Genomic DNA, 21,000 nt, shown 5'->3' with positions numbered 1-21,000 from the left:
ACTTACACCACCTCGACCTGGGGGAGCGGAACGATGAATTTGCCGCCGGCTTCACGGAAGCCAGCGTTCTTTTCCATGATCGGCTGGGCGAAATTCCACGCCAGCACGACCAGATAATCGGGTTTCTTCTCGGCGATGGCCGATCCGGGCAGAACCGGAATATGCATGCCCGGCGTGAACAGACCCTGCTTCAGCGGGCTGTCGTCGATGATGAAATCGATGATGTCGGGGCCGAGATCGAAATGGTAAAGCAGCGTCGTCGCCTTGGCCGGGGCGCCGAAACCGGCGATGCGTTTGCCGCAGGCCTTGAGGCCGCGCAGCAGATCGCCCAACTGGCGCTTGCGCTCGTCGATGTCGCGGGCGAAATCCAGGAAGGTTTCCGCCTTGTCCAGACCCAGGCGGCGCTCCAGCGCCACCGCATCGGCCACCGACTGCCCCACCGGATGCGGGCCACCTTGCAATTGGGCGACACCGCGCAAGGAGCCGCCATGGCTGTCGACACGCAAGGCCTCGATCAGCTCCATGCCGTTGGCGGCGAGGAAGCGGATCAGCGGCTGCACCGAGTGATAGGCCAGATGTTCGTGATAGATGGTGTCGAACAAAGTCTTCTCGAACACGTCCACCAGATAGGACACCTCGAAGACGAACACCCCGTCATCATCCAGCACGGCGCGGATGCCATCGACGACGCCGGTCAGATCATCCACATGGGCGAAGACGTTGTTGGCGGTCACCACCTTGGCCGCGCCCTTGGCCGTGCGGATTTGGGCGGCCAGGGCCGGAGTGAAGAAATCGGCGATGGTGGGAATGCCGCGCGCCGTGGCATCGGCGGCGATATCACGGGCGGGGTCGATGCCCTGCACCCGCATCCCCGCCTTGGCGAAGCACGACAACAACGTACCGTCGTTGGAGCCCACATCCACCACCAGGGAGCCGGCGGGCACCCGGAAGCGGGCGATGACGTCGTCGGCATAGGCCTGGAAATGGCGGACGAAGACCGGCGAGGTGCCGGAGACATAGACGTAATTCTCGAACAACACCCGCGGATCGACCACGTCCAGCAACTGGACATGGGCGCAATCATGGCAAAAGAACAAATCCAGGGGAAAACGCTCCTGCGGCTTGTCCAGATCGGCGGCGGGCACGAAGGCGTTGGCCGGCGGCGTCGGCGCCAGACCCAGCACCATGGTCAGATGGGTGCCGCCGCACAGGCGGCAGGTGGACCGCCGATGATGATGGCGGCTCATTTGTCGCCCGGTTTCCACGAGGTCAGGCCTTCGGTGGCCAGCAGGTCGATGCGCACCACATCGGCTTCATAGGCCGCCTGATCGCGGGAATTGCGCGACAGGGTCAGGAAGGTGGTGTCCTCGGGGAAGACCATGCCGTGATCGACCATGGGCGGCGTGAACACCATCTCGCCCGCCTTGATCAGCATCTGGGTCGGCGGCGCATCGCTGCCGGTGGGGCGGTGCCAATATTCGATGCTGCCCGAGATGACATAGCAATAATGCCAGTCGGTCTTGTGATAGTGGTTGGCGCGCAGCGAGCCCTTGACCGATTCGATCAGCACCGCGCTTTTCATCAGCCGGTCGACCAGCGGCTGGATTTCGCCGCGGGCGTCGGTGAAGGCTTTCTCCAGCTTGACCACCTTGTCGAAGGGCGGCCAGCTGGCCTTCTCTTCCTCGGTGACCGGTTCGATGTCGTGATAATGATCGTGGGGCATGATCGACTCCGTTAACGGAACAAGGCGCAGCGAGCCATCATCAGGATGACGGCAATGGCGTGATAGGCCTTGATCTTCTTGCCTTCGTCATAGGACCGACCGTGATAGCTGATCGGCACCTCGTACAGGCTTTTCGCCTTCTTCACCGCCAGGGACAGGATCTCGGCGTGCTGTTCCCAGCCTTCCGAATGCAGATCCCCGACCGCCACCAGATCGCGGCGGTACATCAGATAGCAGCTGTAGGTATCGGTGAAGGTGGTGTTGTTGAGGATGTTGAAGATGAGCGAGATCAGCCCGTTGCCGACCTTGTGCCAGAAATAGAACACCCTGGTGTATTCGGGCGCGATGAAGCGCGAACCCATGACCACATCGGCGCCGAATTCCAGCACCGGCTTCAGCAGTTTGGGATATTCGGCCGGGTCGTATTCCAGATCGGCGTCCTGGAACAGAACGAAATCGCCGGTGGCGGCGCCCAGCGCGGTCTTGACCGCGCCGCCCTTGCCGCGATTCTGGGCATGCTTGATGAACTGGCTGTACAGATCGGGGCGGGAATCGAGGATCTCACGGGTGCGGTCCTTGGAACCGTCGTCGACGACGATGACTTCGAAGGTCACGCCGGGGACCGAAACCGCCTTGACCCGTTCAAGGATGGAAACAATGGTCCGTTCCTCGTTATAGACGGGGACGACGACGCTGACCGAAACCATGGCTTGAATCCCACTTTACCCAGGCGCTATGCCCCATGGCGCAAGGTTCTAACCGGCTCAAGGCCCTGGCGCAACTCATTGATGCGCGGTGCGGCCTTGTTGTCGGTGCGGCCATCGGGTACACCCAAGGGGAAAAGCTTCCCAACATGGGGATTCCCGGACCTTGTGCGGTATCGCAGGCATTCTTTCCGCCGCCCGAACGGTCAATGCGGGCGCGGTCCAGGCCATGACCGGCCTGATGGCCCATCGCGGCCCCGATGGCGCCGGATTGTGGGAAAACCCCAATGGCCGGTTGGTCCTGGGACATCGCCGGCTGGCCATCATCGACCCCAGCCCGGCCAGCGCCCAGCCTTTCGTCGCCGGCTCCATCGTCCTGACCTTCAACGGCGAGATCTATAATTACCGCGAAATCCGAGCCGAACTGATCACCCGCGGCCATGTCTTCGCCACCGAAGGCGATGCCGAAATCATCGTCGCCGCCTGGCGGCAATGGGGCGAGGCCTGCGTCGAGTTCTTCAACGGCATGTTCGCCTTCGCCCTGTGGGATGAAGACAGGAACCTGCTGTTCTGTGCCCGCGACCGTTTCGGCGAAAAGCCGTTCTTGTATGTGGAGGGCGACGGCTTCTTCGCCTTCGCCTCGGAATACAAGGCGCTGCTCACCTTGGACGGCGTGTCGGCGGCGGTGGAAGATGGTCGGCTGGCCCGCTTCTTCGTCGCCCCCGCCGACGGTCTGGACCGCGATGAACGGACGCTTTTCCCCGCCATCCGCCAAGTACCGCCCGCCCAGGTGATGATCGTCGATGGCCGCACCCTGGAACGGCGCAGCGCCTGTTACTGGACCGGCCGGCCCGCCAGAAAGGGCCGCCGCCCGTCGCTGCCCGAGGCCGCCTTCGCCTTTCGCGATCTGCTGGCCGATGCCGTCCGCCTGCGGCTGCGCAGCGATGTGCCGGTAGGATCATGTCTGTCGGGCGGACTTGATTCCAGCGCCATCGTCTGTCTGGCCCGGCGCGAGTTGGGCGAGTCCACGCCCTACCACACCTTTTCCGGTCGTTTCCCCGGCACCAGCGCCGATGAAGGCCCTTATATGGATGCGGTGGCCGCCGCCACCCACCCTGTCCGCCACGAGGTCGAGCCCAAGCCGGAGAATTTGCTGGCGGAACTGGCCCAATTTTCCTGGGCCAACGAGCTGCCGGTGGATTCGGCCAGTCAATACGCACAGTATTGCGTGTTCCGGCTGGCCCGCCAGAATGGTGTCAAGGTGCTGCTGGACGGCCAGGGCGCCGACGAGATCATGGGCGGCTACGAGCAATATTTCTCCGCTTATCTAAGGGGCGGCGGCACCGATTCGCCCCTAATCCACAGCCGCTATGGCGATGCCTTGACCCAGGTCCAACCTTGGCATACCCGTCTGCCCCCCGGTTTGCGCCGGCTGCTGGCGCGCACTGTGCACAAGGGCAGCGACATCAGCTTCGGCCTTACCGGCGATGTGCGGATCGAACGCCGCCCGCCGCCGGCTAATCTGCACGAAGCGCTCTGCCGCGATTCGCTTGACGGCTTTCTCGGCACCTTGCTGCGCTATGGCGACCGCAATTCCATGGCCCATTCGGTCGAGGTGCGCCTGCCCTTCACCGATCACCGCATTTTGGAATTCGTCCAGGGCCTGCCGGTCGAATATCTGATGGGCGACGGCGAAACCAAACGGCTGCTGCGCACCGCTATGGACGGCATCCTGCCCGACATGGTGCGGTTGCGCTGGCGCAAGCATGGTTTCGTGCCGCCACAGGTCGCCTGGCTGCATCAAACATTGCTGCCGGCGGTGGAGCAGGCGGTGGAAGAGTCCAGCCTGTCGCCCCTGTGGGACCGCGCCTGGTGGCGCTCCGCCATTCGCCGCTTCCGCGCCGGCGACACCAGCCAGGCGGCGGGGTTGTGGAAGCTGCTGGCCTGCGAATCATGGCGGGTGCATTTCCTGGCGGCCATGGCGTCCCGCCACAAATTCCAGCCGTTGCTGTGACCATGCGTCTGGTCTTCGTCAACCACTGCCACCCGCAAACCCCGCATGTCTGCGCCACCCGTGTCGCCCGCATGGCCGAAGCCTGTGCCCGCGCCGGTCATCAGGTGGTGCTGCTGACCGCAACCCTGGACGGCCAGCCGCCCCGGTTGGCACCCGGGGATGTGCGCACCGCCCTGGACCGCCATGATTGGACCACGCCGTTTCTTCTCGATTGCCCACCCCAAGGCGGCCATCTGGCGGCAGCCTTGCGGGAAGGCCGGGGGCCGCGCCTGTTGCGCCGTCCGCTGCTGGCGGTCCTCTATCTGTTCCGCTTGGGCCTGTTCACCGACTGGCGCAATGGTGCCGGTGCTTATCTGCCGGTGCTGGCCAAGTATTTTCGCCCCCAGTCCTGCTGGGCCACCTTCGGCAACACCGATGCGTGGCTGATCGCCCGCAGCTTGGCCCGTCAAGCCGGCGGCAAATGGGTGGCCGACATCAAGGATCCCTGGAGCATCTTCATCCCGGCGCCGCTGCGCCGTATCCTGGCGGCGCGCTTCACCGACGCGACCGCCTTCACCGCCTTGTCCGATCAGCACGGCGCCGAGGTGCGGCACTGGTTCGGACGCGACGCGGTGACCGTCTATTCCGGCATCGACGATGCCTTTCTGGCGGTGCCGCCGGCCCCGCCGGGGGGCGATATCCGGCTGCTGCTGCTGGGCGGGCTGTACGACCCCAAGCATCTGGGCCAATTGGCCGACGGCCTGCGGCAATGGGGCGGCAAGGCCACCTTGGTCTATGCCGGATCGGAAATCGCCAAGCTGCGCGCGGCTTTGCCCGACTGGCCGCTGGAAACCCCCGGTTATGTGGATCTGGCGCAGTTGCGGCACTTGGCGGCGGGCTGTCACGCCAGCCTCTATGTGCGCAACCCGCGCGCGCTTTACCAGCACAAGCTGGTGGAATTGCTGGCGCTTGACCGCCCCACCCTGTGCCTGCCCGAGGAAGCGCCCGAGGCCATGACCATCGCCGACGACCTGGGGGCGGAGTTCCGCTCCTGCGCCGATGCCGACGCTTTGGCGCGGGGACTGACCGAAATGCTGGGCCGGGTCACCCCGGTGGATCGCACCATGCTGGCCGCATACACCTGGGATGCCCAGGCCAAGCGGCTGCTGGAGGTGCTGGCATGAAGGTCGCCGTCGCCGTCCATGGCCGCTTTCACGCCTTCGAGCTGGCCCGGCATCTGAGCGCACAAGGCATGCTGGCGCGGCTGGACACCACCTATCCGGCCTTCGCCGCCCCCAAGGACTTGCCGCTGCGTACCCTGCCCTGGCTGGAACTGATCCGCCGGGCCTGGCCGCGGCTGCGCCTGCCGGGCAATCCCGATCTGTACATCGCCCAAAGCTTCGCCCGTTCGCTGGCCGACCATCTGCCCCAGGCCGATATCCTGGTCGGCTGGAGCGGCGCCAGCCTCGAGGCCATTGCCCCGGCCCAAGCCCAAGGCATCAAGGTGGTGTTGGAGCGCGGCTCCACCCACATGGCCCACCAGACCGAAACCTTACGCGATGCCCATGCCCGCTTCGGCCTGGACTGGCGCGCCACCGACCCGCGCCTGATCGAACGCGAACTGGCAGAATACCAACAGGCCGATCTGATCTGTACCGGCTGTTCCCACGCCCGCCAAACCTTCATCGACCGCGGCATCGATCCGGCCAAGGTGGCGGTCAATGCTTATGGCGTCGACCTGTCGCACTTTTCCCCCGGCAGCGGAGAACGGCGCAACCGTGTCCTGTTCGCCGGCCAAGTGGGATTGCGCAAGGGCATTCCCTGGCTGATCGAGGCCTTCCGTAGCCTGCCACCCCATTGGGAACTGCATCTGGCCGGACCGTTGGAACCCGGGTTCGACGCAGTACTGCGTCGCCATGACCTGACCAGGATCATCCTGCGCGGCCCGCTCGGCCGCGATGTCCTGGCGCAGGAATACCGCCAAGCCGCCATATTTTGTCTGCCCTCCATCGAAGAAGGCTTCGGCATGGTCATTCTGCAAGCCATGGCCTCGGGCTGCGCCGTCATCGCCTCCACCGCCACCGGCGGTCCCGATGCCGGCACCGACGGGCGGGATTTGCTGCTGGTTCCCCCCGCCGATACCCCTGCCCTGGCCCTGGCCCTGAACCGTCTGGTGCATGAGCCCGCGTTGCGCCAAAGCCTGGGCGAAGCGGCCAGAGCCCGTGTCGCCGATGGTTTTTGCTGGAATGATTACGGCCAAAGGGCCGTCGCCCTGTACCAGATGTTGACGAACCCGAAGCCAGTATGTTGAAACTGCCCGCCATTGCCTGATGAAAGAAGCATTTCAGCCATGATCAAGACTCCGAAAATCGCCGTCATCGGTCTTGGGTATGTGGGCCTGCCCCTGGCGGTGGGGATCGCCCGTCATTTTCCGACGGTGGGTTTCGACATTTCCGCGCCCCGCGTGGCTGAATTGCACCAGGGCTTCGACCGCACCGGCGAGGTGGATCAGGCCAAGTTGCGCGCCAGCACCATCAAGCTGAGCGCCAAGGCCGAGGACATTCGCGGCTGCGACGTCTTCATCGTCACCGTGCCGACCCCGGTGACCGCAGCCAACACCCCCGATCTCGGCCCGGTGATGAGCGCCTGCCGCACGGTGGGCGCCATCATGGCCAAGGGCGCTGTGGTGGTGTTCGAGAGCACCGTCTATCCCGGCGTCACCGAAGACATCTGCGGCCCCGAGCTGGAACGGGTGTCGGGGCTGAAATGCGGCACCGATTTCTTTTTAGGCTACAGCCCCGAGCGCATCAATCCCGGCGACCGCGAGCACACGGTCGATCGCATCACCAAAGTCATCGCCGGCCAAAACGCCGAGATCACCGAATTGCTCGCCCGCATCTACGGCGCGGTGACCAGCGGCGGCGTCTTCCGCGCTACCTCGATCCGCGTCGCCGAGGCGGCCAAGGTGATCGAGAACGCCCAGCGCGACATCAACATCGCCTTCATCAACGAAATCACCCAGATTTTCCAGAAGCTGGGGATTTCCGTCTACGACGTGCTCGATGCGTCGGCGACCAAGTGGAACTTCCTCAACTTCAAGCCCGGTCTGGTCGGCGGCCATTGCATCGGCGTGGATCCGTTCTATCTGGCGCAATGCGCCCTGGACAACGGCCACCACCCCGAGGTCATTCTGGCCGGACGCCGCATCAACGACGGCATGGGACCGTGGATCGCCGAAAAGATTTCGGATTTGCTGACCGGTCCGTCGCGGGTGCTGGTGCTGGGCCTGACCTTCAAGGAAAACGTGCCGGATTTGCGCAATTCCAAGGTCATCGACGTCATCCGGGGCCTACGCGACAAGGGCCATCAGGTGGATGTGCACGACCCCTTCGCCGATCCGGCGGAAGCCAAGCACGAATACGGCGAAACGCTGATTCCGTCCCTGGATGGCCTGACCGGATACGACTGCATCGTCGGTGCCGTCCCCCACGATCCCTATTGCGCCTTCACCGACGAGAATTTCGACGTTTTGCTGAAGCAAGGCGGCCTGATCGCCGATGTCAAGGCGCTGTGGCGCGGCAAGACCCTGCCCGCCGCCATGCGGCTGTGGAGGCTGTAACCCTTGCGCATCCTGTTCGTCACCGCCAGTCGTATCGGTGACGCGGTTCTGTCCACCGGACTGCTCGCCCATCTGGCGGCAACCTATCCGCAGGCCCGGTTCACCGTGGCCTGCGGTGCGCCGGCGGCCTCCCTGTTCGCCGCCGCCCCCTTCGTCGAAAAAGTCATCCCCATGGTCAAGCGCAAGCGTGCCGGCCATTGGCGCGATCTGTGGAAGCAGAGTGTGGGGACCTGGTGGTCACTGGTGGTGGATCTGCGCGGCTCGGCCCTGGCCTATGTGGTGCCCACGGCCCGGCGTGCCGTGCTGAAATCATCGTGGGAACCGAAACACCGGCTGTATCACCTGTCCTCGGCCCTGGGACTGGATCAGGCCTTTGCTCCGGTTTTGTGGAATACCCCAGAACAGATAGCCCGGGCGGAATGCCTGCTGCCCGCCGGTTCTCCCATTCTGGCCCTGGGCCCCACCGCCAATTGGGGGGCCAAGCAATGGCCGGCGGAACGCTTCGCCCAGGTGGCCCTGGCTTTGACCGCCGACAATGATGGTCGTATCGCCGTTTTCGGCGCCGAAAACGAACGCGCATCGGTGCAAGCCCTGCTGGCCGCCATACCCACCCAGCGCACCATCGACCTGATCGGCAAGGTCGATCTGGCCACGGTGCATGCCTGTCTGAAGCGGGCCAGCCTGTATGTGGGCAACGATTCCGGGCTGATGCACATGGCCGCCGCCGCCGGCATTCCCACCTTGGGCCTGTTCGGCCCATCATCGGAAATATTCTACGGCCCCTTCGGCCCCCATTGCGCCCATGTGCGCGGTCCGCGCAGCTTCGAGGATATTTGCCACGCCCCTGACTACGATTACCGCAGTCAAGAATGCATGATGCTGGACCTGGAAGTAGACACGGTCATCGCCGCCGCCCGAACACTTCGAGATGAATGCGAAGCCGAATGTTGAAGCGCCACATGCTGAGCAATCTGCTGACCCTTTTGGCCTCGGTGATCTTGTTCCTGGCCATAAGCGAAGCTGTGTTGTGGGCCGTGGCCCCGCCACCCAAATCCCCCTTTCCCAAGGGCATGTTCGAATGGGTTCCCAGTGGCTGGCGGCTGACCCCAGGCTTTACCGGTATCACCGACAACCGGGCTGATTTCAGCGGCAAGCGCGTCACCGCCGATGCCTTGGGCCGCCGCATCGTCCCCGCCGCCCCTGCCGAGGGCCCCAAGCGGCTGTGGTTGTTCGGCGACAGCCAGACCTTCGGTCATGGATTGGCGGACGAGGAAACCTGGGCCAACCGTCTTCAGGAAGAGTTCAACGACCAAGGCCGCGCCATCAAGGTGATCAACCTGGGCGTGCCGGCCATCAACGTGGACCAGTACATAACTCGCCTGCGCCACACCATCGGCGAAATTCAGCCCGGCGACCACATTCTGGTTGGACTGAGTTGGAACGACATCATCACCCCGCAGCAGGTGGAACGGGAAAATATCCAGGTGGTCGATGGCTATCTGGTCAGTGCCGCGCCCAATATGTCGCAAGCCGCGCTCAAAGCCCGCGTCGTTCTTTTCGACGCCACCGGGATCGCCCTGCCGCCGTTCCAGGATTTGAAATCCTTCGCCGAATCCCTGTCCAATATATCGGCCCTGATGCATTTCCTCTATCCACGGGCCAAAGCCATCTATTATCGCTACCGTTCGGTCCGCCCCTTGGATGCCATCATGGACGGCAAGGTGCCCGAGGCCAATTTCTATCTATTATCGGAAATGGCCGCGCTGGCCCGCGACCGAGGCGCTTCCTTTACCGTGCTGTCGCTACCCGACAAGATTTTCTTTGAAGATCAGGCCTATGCCGTCTATTCCGTCAATGGTCGCGATTTTCCTCAGCAAAACTATCCGGGTTATCTGATCCAGCCGCTGTGCCAGCAGAACAATATCGCCTGCCTGGACGTTTTTGATGTCCTGCACCGGCACCAATTCGATCCCGTGGCTTATGGTCAAGACGGCCATTATAATCCGCAAGGAGCAAGGGTGATCGCCGCTTGGCTAGCGACGCAGCCGCTTTTTCAGAGCCGTTAGATCATGAAAACCCGCCTGCTTAACCTTGCCCTGCTGTTCAGTGTTCTGATCGCTGGTTTCGCCGCCATGGAATGGCTGGTGCGCCGTCTGCCGGCAGCCGAGCGGCTGGGCTGGAATCTGGTGCAGCCAGTGGCCCAACGGGTGGAACAATTTGCCGCCAAGGGGCAAAGTCATCGCATCATCGTTGCCGGTGATTCCTTTGCCGAATGGATGGAGCAATCAGGCGGCAATTTCGCCCGCATCGCCGAATCCAGCCTGCGCCGGCAAGGCCGTGACGTCGCGATGCTCAACATGGGGGAAGCCGGCAGCGGTCTGGCCGATTATTACCGCAATCTGGTCACCTATGGCCCAGATATCAAACCCGGCACCGTTGTCATCGCCGTCTATCTCGGCAATGATCTTTCTCCGTTCCCCGGTGGATTACCCGCCCCCGACCAGCTGCATACCCGGTTGCCACAGCCGAATGTTCCGCGTGGCTGGCGGGACCTGTTGAAACAGTCGGTGTTGCTGAACTTGGTTTATCGTCAGGCCAAGCTGCATATCCCATGGATACAATCCGGATTCACCGCCCATGTATTGGACTATTCCCGCTCAAGCGCCGGCAAGGACCAAGCCTTCGTCACCGAGCGCTTGGCCCGAGTCGATCCGCAATTGCTGCGAGACGCCAATAGCGACGCCATCAATGGCTGGGATCTGGCCGCCGCCATCTTCCGGCCCGATTACTACGACAATCTGGCCAAGGCCGACACGGCTACCGCCGAAGGCGAGGCCGCCCGCGCTGCCCTGGTTGATCTGCGGGTCCTTTATGGCTATGTCCGATCCCTGGGGGCCACGCCCGTATTGGTGCTGATTCCCCCTAGTCCCTGGGTCGACAGTCGTTATCACGATTATTTCCAACGCCTGGGTTATGGCCGCCTGGGGCTGGCCGCTGGTGCCCCTCTCATTACCGGCGAGATCATGGCCATGGCCCAGGGCGATGGCGTTGCCGTACTCGACCTGTTGCCGGTGTTGCGCGCCAGTGACCAGCCGGCCTATCTGGAGCGCGACATTCACTTCAACTCCCATGGGCAAAAGCTGGCCGGACAAGCCCTGGCGAATTTTCTCCGCAGCCTCCTGCCTTGAACAAGGGTCATTCCCCGCTTATTCCTTATACGCTGAATGTTTGACACGCCTGCCCGAGGTTGAGCCATGTCAATTGCCCGCACCGCGCTTCTGCTTGCCGCCATGACCGCCCTGTTCCTGGCCATCGGCGCTTTGATCGGCGGTCAAGGCGGCATGATGATCGCTTTGGTCATGGCTTTGGCCATGAACGCCTTCGCCTATTGGAATTCCGACAAGATGGTGCTGTCCATGTACGGCGCCCAGCAGGTCGATCGCCATTCCGCCCCCGGTCTGGTGACCATCGTCGAGCGTCTGGTCACCCGTGCCGGCATGCCTATGCCCAAGGTCTTCATCATCAATTCCGACCAGCCCAACGCCTTCGCTACCGGGCGCGACCCCGAGCATGCCTCGGTCGCCGCCACCACCGGCCTCTTGGACCGTCTGAGCCCGGAAGAGGTGGAGGGCGTCATGGCCCATGAACTGGCCCATGTGAAGAACCGCGACACCCTGATCATGACCATCACCGCCACCATCGCCGGGGCCATCGGCATGATCGCCAATTTCGGCATGTTCTTCGGCGGCGGCCAGCGCAGCGACGAGGAAGGCAATGGCGGCAATGGTCTGGGGCTGATCGGCGGCATCCTCATCGCCATCATCGCCCCCATGGCCGCTATGGTGGTGCAGATGGCCATCTCGCGCACCCGTGAATACGCTGCCGATGCCGAAGGCGCGCGCATCTGCGGCAACCCTTTGTGGCTGGCCAACGCGCTGGAACGGCTGGAACAGGCCGCCCATGTCATCCCCAACCGTCAGGCCGAGAACAGCCCGGCCACCGCCCATCTGTTCATCGTCAATCCGCTGTCCGGGCGCGGCATGGACAATTTGTTCTCCACCCATCCCAACATGGCCAATCGGGTCGCCGCCTTGCGCGCCATGGCCGCCCAGGCCGGCATGACCTGGGACGCTCGCGCCCAGCGTCAAAACCCGGCTTCCGGCCCTTGGGGCAAGCCGCCCCCGGCCAAGGGGCCGTGGGGGTAATGGATTCTTGAGCGGGCTTGGTGTATGGGAGGGGCATGGCTAAAGCATCCTCCCCCCCCTCGCGGACCGCTGACCCCCGGTCCATCGTCCTTGACCTGCTGGAGTGCGTCCTGGCGCAAAAGCGCCTGCTGGACGAAACCCTGGACAGCGAACCGCGTCTGACCAAGCTGGCCGAACGCGACCGCGCCTTCACCCGCATGCTGGTGGCCACCACCTTACGCCGGCTGGGGCAGATCGACGCGGTGATCGCCCGTTGCATCGACCGTCCGTTACCGGCCAAGGCCGGGCGTGTCCGCAACATGCTGCGCCTGGGTGCGGCGCAATTGCTGTTTTTGGATACGCCGCCCCATGCGGCCATCTCCACCACCGTGGATCTGGCCAAGAATTCGCCGCTGGCCGGTTTCGCCAAACTGATCAATGCCGTGCTGCGCCGTCTCGACCGTGAAGGCCGGGCCTGGGTGGCGGAACAGGATGCCGGGCCGCTGAACACGCCGGCCTGGATGTGGCAATCCTGGCTGGACACCTATGGCCCCGATACCGCCCGCCTGATCGCCCAGGCGCACCAGACCGAGGCGCCGGTGGATATCAGCGTCGCCGGCGATCCCGCCTTGTGGGCGGAACGGCTGGAAGCGGACATCATGCCCACCGGCACCTTGCGCCGTCAGGCCGGCGGCGATGTCACCCAATTGCCCGGTTTCGCCGAAGGCGCGTGGTGGGTGCAGGATCTGGCGGCATCGCTGCCGGCCAAGCTGATGGGGGCGGTCAAGGGCAAGCGCGTCGCTGATCTGTGCGCCGCCCCCGGCGGTAAGGCCCTGCAATTGGCGGTGGCCGGGGCCGAGGTCACGGCAGTGGACCGTTCGGCCAAGCGCATGGTCCGCTTCCGCCGCAATCTGGAGCGGCTGAAGCTGGCCGCCACCATCGTCGAAACCGACGTGGCCGGCTGGCAGCCCCCCGCCCCCTTCGATGCCGTGCTGCTGGATGCGCCGTGTACCGCCACCGGCACGCTTCGCCGCCATCCCGACGGCGTCCATCTGAAGGGACCGGGCGACGTCGCCTATCTGGCCGACCAGCAGCACGCTTTGCTGAAGGCCGCCGCCGCCATGGTCAAGCCCGGCGGAATCCTGGTCTATTGCGTCTGTTCGCTCGAACCCCAAGAAGGTGAAGCCCAGATCATCCGCCTGCTGGAAAGCGGTGCGCCCTTGGTGCGCGACCCCATCGAGCCGTCGGAAATTCCCGGCCTGGACTTTGTCCTGACCAAACAGGGCGAAATCCGTACCCTGCCCCATTATCTGGCGGAAAAGGGCGGCATGGACGCCTTTTTCATCGCCCGGCTGAAGCGAATGGACTGATGGTCGCGCAACGGGCACCTGCATCCTGGTCAGCCTGGACCACCGCCCTGGCGTTGTTCCTGGTTCCGGGTTTTGGCCTCTATCTGCCCAACGCCCTGGTCATCACCTTGGCCGTTTGCGCCGTGGTCAGGCTGGCCGAATGCATCCGCCATGGCGCCGTACCCCACTGGCGACAAACACCCTTTCTGCTGATTTTGGCCCTGGCCCTATGGGCCGCCGGCTCGGCCTTGTGGGCCATCAATGCCAGGGCCGCGCTGGAAGGGGCCGCCAGCCTGTTTGGATGCGCCCTTCTGCTGCTGTTCAGCCTTGATGCTGCCGCTGCTCTTGACCGGAAAGGACGGCGTCGGGCCATCGCCGGCTTTTTTGCCGGCTGTGCTTTGGCCACCGCCATGCTGTTGACCGACATACTCAGTGGCGGCCACCTGGCCGGATGGTTCCGCGGCTATGACGTCAGCCACGTCCTGCAACAGGAACTGGCCTTGCGCTCGCTCAATCGCGGCGTCACCTTGCTGGCCATGTTCTCGGTCTTGGTGGTCCTGGCGGCATGGCGGTTACGCTCCCCCTCGCACCGCTGGGCGGGGCGGGGAGTAGCCGCCGCCAGCTTGGCTTGTGCCTTGTTCTGGGGCAAGGATGCGGTGGTCCTGGCGGTGGTCGCCGGTACTGCCGCCGCTGTGCTGGCCTTACTGCCCGGACGTTGGCCCTGGCGGCTGCTGGGCAGCGGCATGGCGATCATGGTGCTGCTGTGGCCGCTGGCCGTGCGCCCGCTGCCCGGACCGCAGCAGATATGGGAGCAGTGGCAAGGCTGGCCGCAATCGTTGCAGCACCGCCTGTTCATCTGGAAATTCACCACCGACACCATCGCCGACCGACCGTTTTCGGGCTGGGGCATGAACAGCGCCAAATATATTCCCGGCGGCAATCAGGACGTCATCGTCGGCCCGGAAAATCGCAGCACCCAATGGCGCCCGCTCCCCCTGCATCCGCATAACGCCATCTTGCAATGGTGGCTGGAACTGGGCGCCATCGGCGCCGTTTTGGCCGGCTGCGTGGCCGTTTCCGCCATTCGCGCCCTCTGCCGCCTGCCCGACCGACCACGGCGGCTGGTCAGTGCCGCCATTTTCGGCCAGGCTTGCGTCGTCTCCTTGCTCAGTTTCGGTGCTTGGCAAAGCTGGTGGCTGGCCGGTCTGATCCTGTGCGTGTGGCTGATCAATATCCTGGAGCCGCTTGACCAAGCTTAAGTCTGGCTGGTGCGGCGCACCCTATATTAGGATCGTTCCAGCACGGTCCCTGAGGTAGGCCATGATTGATCCGTTCGGACGTTCCGTCAGTTATTTGCGCGTGTCGGTGACCGACCGCTGCGATCTTCGGTGCGTCTATTGCATGGCCGAGGACATGAGCTTCCTGCCCAAGGCCGACATATTGTCGCTGGAAGAACTGGAACGCCTGTGCACCGCCTTCGTCCGCAAGGGAGTGCGCCGTATCCGCCTGACCGGCGGCGAGCCCTTGGTCCGCCGTAACATCATGACTTTGGTCGATGGGCTGGGCCGGCTGCTCCAGACCGGCCAATTGGACGAACTGACCCTGACCAGCAACGGCACCCAATTGGCCAAATATGCCGACGGACTGGCCAAGGCCGGCGTCCGCCGCATCAACATCTCGCTCGATACCCTGGATGCCGACAAATTCGCGGCCGTCACCCGCTGGGGTCGGCTGGATCAGGTGCTGGAGGGCATCATGGCGGCCAAACGGGCCGGGCTGGCCATCAAGATCAACACCGTGGCGCTCAGGGGCGTCAACGACACCGAATACGACCGGCTGATGGAATGGTGCGGCCAGCATGGCTTCGACCTGTGCCTGATCGAGACCATGCCCATGGGCGAGATCCATGCCGACCGCATGGAACAATACCTACCGCTGTCGGATGTGCGTGCCGGTCTGGCCCGGCACTGGACCCTGACCGACACCGACTACCGCACCGGTGGTCCCGCCCGCTATATGCAGGTGGCGGAAACCGGGCGGCGGGTGGGCTTCATCACCCCGATGACCCATAATTTCTGCGAATCCTGCAACCGTGTGCGCATTACCTGCACCGGTACCTTGTTCATGTGCCTGGGCCAGGACGACGCCGTCGACCTGCGCGCGCCGTTACGTTCCAGCGAGGCCGATATCAATCTCGATCAGGCCATCGACCAGGCAATCGCCCGCAAGCCCAAGGGCCACGATTTCATCATCGACCGCCAGACCGGCCCCGCCGTGTCGCGGCATATGAGCGTGACGGGGGGCTGATCCCTTCCTATACTGGTTGTCCCCATCGCCGCCGCCAGTTGCCGCCATGCCCTTTGCCAAGATCGCCTTTGTCGCTTCCGACACCCAAGCCGGTCAGGCGGCGCTGGCCCGCCTGATGGACCGTTATCCCCATGTGCCGCCCGATCAGGCCGACGTCATCGTCGCCTTGGGCGGTGACGGTTTCGTGCTGGAAACACTGCATTGCTGGATCGACCGCAAGGTGCCCATCTATGGCATGAACCGCGGCACCGTCGGCTTTCTGATGAATTCGTTCCGCGAACACGGGCTGATGGAGCGTCTGCACCGGGCCCAGGGCGTGGTTCTGCACCCTTTGCGCATGAAAGCGCGTCTGGCCGATGGCAGCGAAGTCGAGGCCCTGGCCATCAACGAGGTGTCGCTGTTCCGCCAAACCCGCCAAGCGGCCAAGATCCGTATCCGCATCGACGGCAAGGAACGCCTGGACGAATTGATCTGCGACGGCGTCATGGTCGCCACCGCCGCCGGCTCCACCGCCTATAATCTGTCGGCGCACGGCCCGATCATTCCGCTGGGGGCCGACATCCTGGCCTTGACCCCCATTTCCGCCTTTCGCCCAAGGCGCTGGCGCGGGGCGCTGCTGCCCCAGCACGCCCGCGTGTCGTTCGAGGTGCTGGAAGCGGGCAAACGCCCGGTTTCGGCGGTGGCCGATTACACCGAGGCCCGCGACGTCATCGAGGTGGAAGTGCGCGAGGACCGCAGCGTCAGCCTGACCTTGCTGTTCGACCCCGAACACAATCTGGAAGAACGTATCCTCGCCGAACAGTTCCAGTCGTGAGCATCCGCCCGGTGATCCTGGCCCTGGCCCTGGGCGGGACCGGCGGTGCGCTGTTCTTTATGGCTGATCTGCCGCTGCCATGGATGCTGGGCGCCATGTCCGCCTGTATCATTGCCGCCCTGTCGGGGCTGCGTCTGGCCATGCCCACCCCCTTGCGCGCCGTCATGCTGGCGATTCTGGGGGTGATGCTGGGCAGTGCCTTTTCCCCCGATCTGCTGGATCAGCTCAGCCGCTGGAGCCTCAGCCTGTCGGTGCTGTTCGCCGGTATGATCCTGGCAACCTTGCTGGTGATGGCCTATTTCCGCCGCGCTGGCCACATGGACCTGCCCACCGCCTATTTCGCCGCCGCCCCCGGCGGCGTCAACGAAATGGTGATGACCGGCGGCGCCCTGGGTGGCGACGAACGCACCATTGCCCTGATCCATTTTCTCCGTATCCTGCTGATCGTCTTCACCATCCCCATCGGCTTCCGCCTGGTCACCGGTATCCATGGCGCCCCCATCAGCCAATCCATGGGATCGCTACTGGATTTATCCTGGCTTGATGGCGCCGTGCTGCTGGCCTGCGCTGCCGGCGGCGCAATGGCCGGGCGATTGCTGCGCTTTCCCGCCGCCAGCCTGACCGGCCCCATGGCGGCCAGCGCCATCCTTCACGTGCTGGGCCTGACCGCGTCACACCCGCCGGCGGAACTGGTCATCCTCGCCCAGGTGGTTACCGGTGCCGGGCTGGGCTGCCGCATGGTCGGGCTGAAATGGCGCGATCTGGCTACTGCGGCCCGCATCGCCAGCGGCTCGACCATGATTTTGATCACCATCAGTGCTGGTTTGGCGGCGATTCTGGCTTGGTTGGCCGACTTGCCGTTTTCCATGCTGCTGCTGGCCTTCGTTCCCGGCGGTATCGCCGAGATGTGCCTGATCGCCCTGGCCCTGGGCCAAGACGTGGCCTTTGTCTCGACACACCACGTGTTGCGCGTCATCCTGGTCATCGCCTGCGCGCCGCTGGCCTTTCGTCTGTTCAAGCCATGGTTCCGCCCATGAAAACCGTCACCCACGCTACCCTTGCCGATCTTGCCGCCGAGGCCGCCGCCGCACCGAGGCGGCGCAAGAACCGGAACCTGCATGAGCATCTGGATGATCCCATCCAGCGACTGTTGAACGCGCTGGAACCGGGTACCTATATCCGCCCGCACCGCCACCCCGATGGCGTATGGGAATTGTTCACCCTGTTGTCGGGCGCCTGTTCCATTCTGGTGTTCGACGCGCAAGGGGTGGTGACCCAGCGGGTGGATTTGGCCCAAGACGGCACCCTGGCGGCGGAAATCCCCGCGGGCGCCTGGCACGGCGTGGTAGCGCGCCGACCCGGAACGGTGGTTATCGAGGTCAAGCCCGGCCCCTACGTCCCCGGCAGTTTCGCCGCCTGGGCACCGGAAGAAGGCAGCGACGGCGCCGCCACCTGCCTGGATTGGCTGCAACGGGCGCAGGTGGGGGAAAGCTTCGGCCATGACTGACCAGCCCTTTCTGCCCTATGGCCGTCAAAGCATCGACGAAGACGACATCCGCGCCGTCGCCGAGGTTCTGAACAGCGACTACCTGACCACCGGCCCGGTATCGCAGCGCTTCGACCATATTCTGGCCCAAACCACCGGGGCCAAGCACGCCATCGGCTGCGCCAACGGCACCGCCGCCTTGCACATGGCCGCCCTGGCCCTTGATCTTGGTCCCGGCGACTGCACCATCGTGCCGGCCATTACCTTCACCGCCACCGCCAATGCCGCCCGCTTCGTTGGCGCGGAAGTGGAATTCGCCGATGTCGATCCCGACACCGGGCTGATGCGGCCCGCTGATGCCGAGGCCGCCATCGCCCGCGCCCGTGCCAAGGGCTGGCGCCCGCGCGCCGTGTTCCCCGTGCATGTGGCCGGTCAGGTCTGTGCCATGGCCGAGATGGCGGAAATTGCCGCCCACCATGGACTGAGCGTGGTCGAGGATGCCTGTCACGCCATCGGCGGTCACCATCATGGCCATAAGGTGGGCGATTGCGCCCATTCGGCCATGGCGGTGTTTTCCTTTCACCCGGTGAAGACCGTGGCCATGGGCGAAGGCGGCGCCATCACTACCAACGACGATGCCCTGGCCGCCCGCCTGCGACTGCTGCGCAGCCACGGCATCACCCGCGATGCCAGCCTGTTTCGCCGTCCCGATCTGGCTTTGGCCAGCGATGGCAGCGTCAATCCCTGGCATTACGAGATGATCGAACTGGGCTTCAATTACCGCCTGTCCGATATCGCCTGCGCCCTGGGCCTGTCGCAACTGGCCAAGCTGGATCGTTTCGTCGCCCGCCGTCAGGCCTTGGTCCAGCGTTACGACCAGGCTTTCGCCGATCTGGCGCCGCTGATTCGCCCCACGGCGCGCGTGTCCCAATGCCAACCGGGTTGGCACCTTTATGTGGTGCTGATGGATTTCCCCGGCCTGGGCCACAGCCGCGCCGAAGTGATGGAGATATTGCGCCGGGCCGGTATCGGCAGCCAGGTCCATTACATCCCGGTGCCGGAACAGCCCTATTACGCCGAACGCTATGGTCGGCCCGAACTGCCCGGCGCCAGCCGCTATTTCAGCCAATGCCTGTCGCTGCCGCTTTATCCCGGTCTCGACGATGACAGCCAAGACCGGGTCATCGCCGCCATCCGCGCCTTGGTGGAAAAGTCATGATCGTCGCCCTGCACGCCGATGCCGGCCCCGGGATCGGATTGGGCCACGCCATTCGCTGCTGTTCCCTGGCCCTGGCCTTGGACCAACAGGGGATGACACCGATCATTTTGAACGCCGCCGGCAATCATCTGCGCCCGCTGTTGCGGCAATACGGCCTGCAAGAGCGTGAATGCGGCCCCAGCCCGGTTTCGGTGGCCGCCGCCGCCCACCAAAGCGGCGCCCGCTTGCTGGTGGCCGATTCCTACCGCCTGGATCGTCCGGACCTGGCGCTACAGGCCCAGGGGATGAAGCTGGCCTGGTTCGACGATACTGCTGAACGAACCATGGCCGCCGATATCATCATCAATGGCGCCCCCGCCGCCCTCGACCTGCCCTATGACTTGCCGCCGGGCACCATCGGCCTGCTGGGGCCGGACTATCAGGTGGTCAGGCCGGGGATGAAGTTCCGGCAACGCTGCGGCGCGGTCAGGCGATTGCTGGTGACCTATGGCGGGGCCGACCCACGTCAGATCGGACCGGTACTAGCCTCGGTGCTGCCCCCAGGACTGGCCTGCGATTTCGTCGTCGGCCCCTTTGCCCCGGTGCCGGTCAATCTGCCGGGCTGGGCTACCTTGCACAAGGCGCCGCAGAACATGCCGGAATTGATGGATGGGGCCGATCTAGCCATTTCCGCCGGCGGCCAGACCTTATACGAGTTGGCGGCCTCGGCCCTGCCGACCATCGCCATCGGCATCGGCACCGATCAGGGACCGAATTTGCGCAGTCTCGAACAAGCCGGCGCCTTGGTCTTCGCCGGCTGGGCCGGTGATAACGGTTTGGCCGACAGCTTGAAGGCTGCCTTAAGACGGATGCTGGACGACGAAGAATCCCGCACCGCCCTGGCGATCAAGGCTCATGCCTTGATCGACGGTGACGGCGCCAACCGCATCGCCGCCGTCCTTAAAAACCTGTTGAATTAGGAACAGCCACAGCCGCCCGCCTTGCCGCCGCCACAGCCACCTTGGGGGGCTGGAGCCGCATTGGTGGCGTTGGGATGCCGCGACAGCCCGGCAGCCTCCATGGCCGCCAGATACTCGCCCCAGATGCGGTCCTGCTCCGCCCCCAGGGTATACAGGTAATCCCAGGTGTAGATGCCGGAATCGTGCAGATCGTCGAAGACGATCTTGATGGCGTAATTGCCCACCGCCTCGACGCCGATGATGCCCACATGGCTGCGCCCGGCCACCAGCTTCTTTTCATCCGGGCCATGGCCCTGCACTTCCGCCGACGGGCTTTCCACCCGCAGTAATTCCGCTGACAGGGTAAAGCTAGCACCATCATCGAAGGCGATTTCGACGCACTTTTCCGCCTTCTTCACCGTGATGTCGGTGGGCGTGTGGCGGCTGCCATAGGTTTGGCTCATGACCGGGCTCCGCTGTTGTCCAGGCTGCGGGCTTCGTCCGGCAGCATGATGGGAATGCCGTCGCGGATGGGAAAGGCCAGCGCGGCCTTGTCGCTGATCAGCTCGTTGGCGGCGGCGTCATAGCGCAGCGGCCCCTTGGACACCGGGCAAACCAGAATTTCCAGCAATTTCGGGTCAATGGCGGCGACACGTTCGGACAT

At 64.3% G+C, this 21,000-nt stretch carries 21 protein-coding genes; 16 read left to right on the top strand and 5 right to left on the bottom strand.

Annotated elements, in window-relative coordinates; all coding sequences use genetic code 11:
* Positions 1–2 precede the first annotated feature (2 nt).
* The 3 genes from MGMSRV2_RS16615 to MGMSRV2_RS16605 are packed head-to-tail and all read right to left on the bottom strand — an operon-like array spanning position 3 to position 2,430.
* A complete protein-coding gene (locus MGMSRV2_RS16615; RefSeq protein ID WP_024081519.1) occupies positions 3–1,247 on the bottom strand; it encodes a class I SAM-dependent methyltransferase in 1,245 nt (414 codons plus the stop codon).
* Positions 1,244–1,723 carry a cupin domain-containing protein gene (locus MGMSRV2_RS16610; protein WP_024081518.1) on the bottom strand — a complete coding sequence of 160 codons (480 nt, stop codon included), beginning with the start codon at positions 1,721–1,723 and terminating at the stop codon, positions 1,244–1,246. Before MGMSRV2_RS16610 ends, MGMSRV2_RS16615 begins: the two co-directional genes overlap by 4 nt.
* Positions 1,724–1,734: 11 nt before the next feature.
* On the bottom strand, positions 1,735–2,430 hold the full coding sequence (locus MGMSRV2_RS16605; protein ID WP_024081517.1) for a glycosyltransferase family 2 protein: 696 nt from the start codon (positions 2,428–2,430) through the stop codon (positions 1,735–1,737).
* A 163-nt stretch (positions 2,431–2,593) separates the two neighbouring features.
* Between MGMSRV2_RS16605 and asnB the strand changes: the two genes are divergently transcribed.
* The 16 genes from asnB (at position 2,594) to MGMSRV2_RS16525 (ending at position 20,357) form a co-directional block, all read left to right on the top strand.
* The gene (gene asnB / locus MGMSRV2_RS16600) at positions 2,594–4,441 is read left to right on the top strand and encodes an asparagine synthase (glutamine-hydrolyzing) (RefSeq protein ID WP_024081516.1); all 1,848 of its coding nucleotides are present in this window, start codon (positions 2,594–2,596) and stop codon (positions 4,439–4,441) included.
* Between the two features lie 2 nt (positions 4,442–4,443).
* Positions 4,444–5,604 (top strand): glycosyltransferase family protein, encoded by a 1,161-nt coding sequence (locus MGMSRV2_RS16595; protein ID WP_024081515.1) that lies wholly within the window; start codon positions 4,444–4,446, stop codon positions 5,602–5,604.
* Positions 5,601–6,731 carry a glycosyltransferase family 4 protein gene (locus MGMSRV2_RS16590; protein WP_024081514.1) on the top strand — a complete coding sequence of 377 codons (1,131 nt, stop codon included), beginning with the start codon at positions 5,601–5,603 and terminating at the stop codon, positions 6,729–6,731. Before MGMSRV2_RS16595 ends, MGMSRV2_RS16590 begins: the two co-directional genes overlap by 4 nt.
* Before the next feature lie 39 nt (positions 6,732–6,770).
* Positions 6,771–8,039 carry a nucleotide sugar dehydrogenase gene (locus tag MGMSRV2_RS16585; RefSeq protein WP_024081513.1) on the top strand — a complete coding sequence of 423 codons (1,269 nt, stop codon included), beginning with the start codon at positions 6,771–6,773 and terminating at the stop codon, positions 8,037–8,039.
* A gap of 3 nt (positions 8,040–8,042) precedes the next feature.
* A complete protein-coding gene (locus MGMSRV2_RS16580) occupies positions 8,043–8,990 on the top strand; it encodes a glycosyltransferase family 9 protein (protein ID WP_024081512.1) in 948 nt (315 codons plus the stop codon).
* Between the two features lie 8 nt (positions 8,991–8,998).
* Positions 8,999–10,105 (top strand): SGNH/GDSL hydrolase family protein, encoded by a 1,107-nt coding sequence (locus tag MGMSRV2_RS16575; protein ID WP_158497780.1) that lies wholly within the window; start codon positions 8,999–9,001, stop codon positions 10,103–10,105.
* A gap of 3 nt (positions 10,106–10,108) precedes the next feature.
* Complete coding sequence (locus MGMSRV2_RS16570) at positions 10,109–11,227, top strand: hypothetical protein (protein ID WP_024081510.1); 1,119 nt, start codon at positions 10,109–10,111, stop codon at positions 11,225–11,227.
* Positions 11,228–11,293: 66 nt separating this feature from the next.
* Positions 11,294–12,244 carry a zinc metalloprotease HtpX gene (gene htpX, locus MGMSRV2_RS16565; RefSeq protein ID WP_024081509.1) on the top strand — a complete coding sequence of 317 codons (951 nt, stop codon included), beginning with the start codon at positions 11,294–11,296 and terminating at the stop codon, positions 12,242–12,244.
* Positions 12,245–12,279: 35 nt separating this feature from the next.
* Positions 12,280–13,593, top strand: a complete 1,314-nt coding sequence (locus tag MGMSRV2_RS16560; RefSeq protein ID WP_024081508.1) for an RsmB/NOP family class I SAM-dependent RNA methyltransferase — start codon at positions 12,280–12,282, stop codon at positions 13,591–13,593.
* Positions 13,593–14,831, top strand: a complete 1,239-nt coding sequence (locus tag MGMSRV2_RS16555; protein WP_024081507.1) for an O-antigen ligase family protein — start codon at positions 13,593–13,595, stop codon at positions 14,829–14,831. The genes MGMSRV2_RS16560 and MGMSRV2_RS16555 overlap by 1 nt, the downstream gene beginning before the upstream one ends.
* Before the next feature lie 61 nt (positions 14,832–14,892).
* A complete protein-coding gene (gene moaA, locus MGMSRV2_RS16550; RefSeq protein ID WP_024081506.1) occupies positions 14,893–15,879 on the top strand; it encodes a GTP 3',8-cyclase MoaA in 987 nt (328 codons plus the stop codon).
* A 46-nt stretch (positions 15,880–15,925) separates the two neighbouring features.
* Positions 15,926–16,693 (top strand): NAD kinase, encoded by a 768-nt coding sequence (locus MGMSRV2_RS16545; protein ID WP_024081505.1) that lies wholly within the window; start codon positions 15,926–15,928, stop codon positions 16,691–16,693.
* Positions 16,690–17,730: an AbrB family transcriptional regulator gene (locus tag MGMSRV2_RS16540; RefSeq protein ID WP_024081504.1), complete on the top strand. Its 1,041-nt coding sequence runs from the start codon at positions 16,690–16,692 to the stop codon at positions 17,728–17,730. Before MGMSRV2_RS16545 ends, MGMSRV2_RS16540 begins: the two co-directional genes overlap by 4 nt.
* Positions 17,727–18,200, top strand: coding sequence for a WbuC family cupin fold metalloprotein (locus tag MGMSRV2_RS16535; protein WP_041633701.1), 474 nt, complete (start codon positions 17,727–17,729; stop codon positions 18,198–18,200). The genes MGMSRV2_RS16540 and MGMSRV2_RS16535 overlap by 4 nt, the downstream gene beginning before the upstream one ends.
* A complete protein-coding gene (gene pseC, locus MGMSRV2_RS16530) occupies positions 18,193–19,398 on the top strand; it encodes a UDP-4-amino-4,6-dideoxy-N-acetyl-beta-L-altrosamine transaminase (RefSeq protein WP_024081502.1) in 1,206 nt (401 codons plus the stop codon). The genes MGMSRV2_RS16535 and pseC overlap by 8 nt, the downstream gene beginning before the upstream one ends.
* Positions 19,395–20,357: a PseG/SpsG family protein gene (locus MGMSRV2_RS16525; protein WP_024081501.1), complete on the top strand. Its 963-nt coding sequence runs from the start codon at positions 19,395–19,397 to the stop codon at positions 20,355–20,357. Before pseC ends, MGMSRV2_RS16525 begins: the two co-directional genes overlap by 4 nt.
* Here MGMSRV2_RS16525 and MGMSRV2_RS16520 read toward each other — a convergent pair.
* Entirely contained in the window at positions 20,354–20,800 is a 447-nt protein-coding gene (locus MGMSRV2_RS16520; protein WP_024081500.1) for a gamma-butyrobetaine hydroxylase family protein, read from the bottom strand. The two genes, MGMSRV2_RS16525 and MGMSRV2_RS16520, sit on opposite strands and share 4 nt — an antisense overlap.
* A complete protein-coding gene (locus MGMSRV2_RS16515) occupies positions 20,797–21,000 on the bottom strand; it encodes a Trm112 family protein (RefSeq protein ID WP_024081499.1) in 204 nt (67 codons plus the stop codon). The genes MGMSRV2_RS16520 and MGMSRV2_RS16515 overlap by 4 nt, the downstream gene beginning before the upstream one ends.

The organism is Magnetospirillum gryphiswaldense MSR-1 v2 (genome assembly GCF_000513295.1).
Classification (GTDB): Bacteria; Pseudomonadota; Alphaproteobacteria; order Rhodospirillales; family Magnetospirillaceae; genus Magnetospirillum; species Magnetospirillum gryphiswaldense.
Note: the sequence above shows the minus strand (reverse complement) of the source record. Positions and strands in the feature narration are given on the sequence as shown.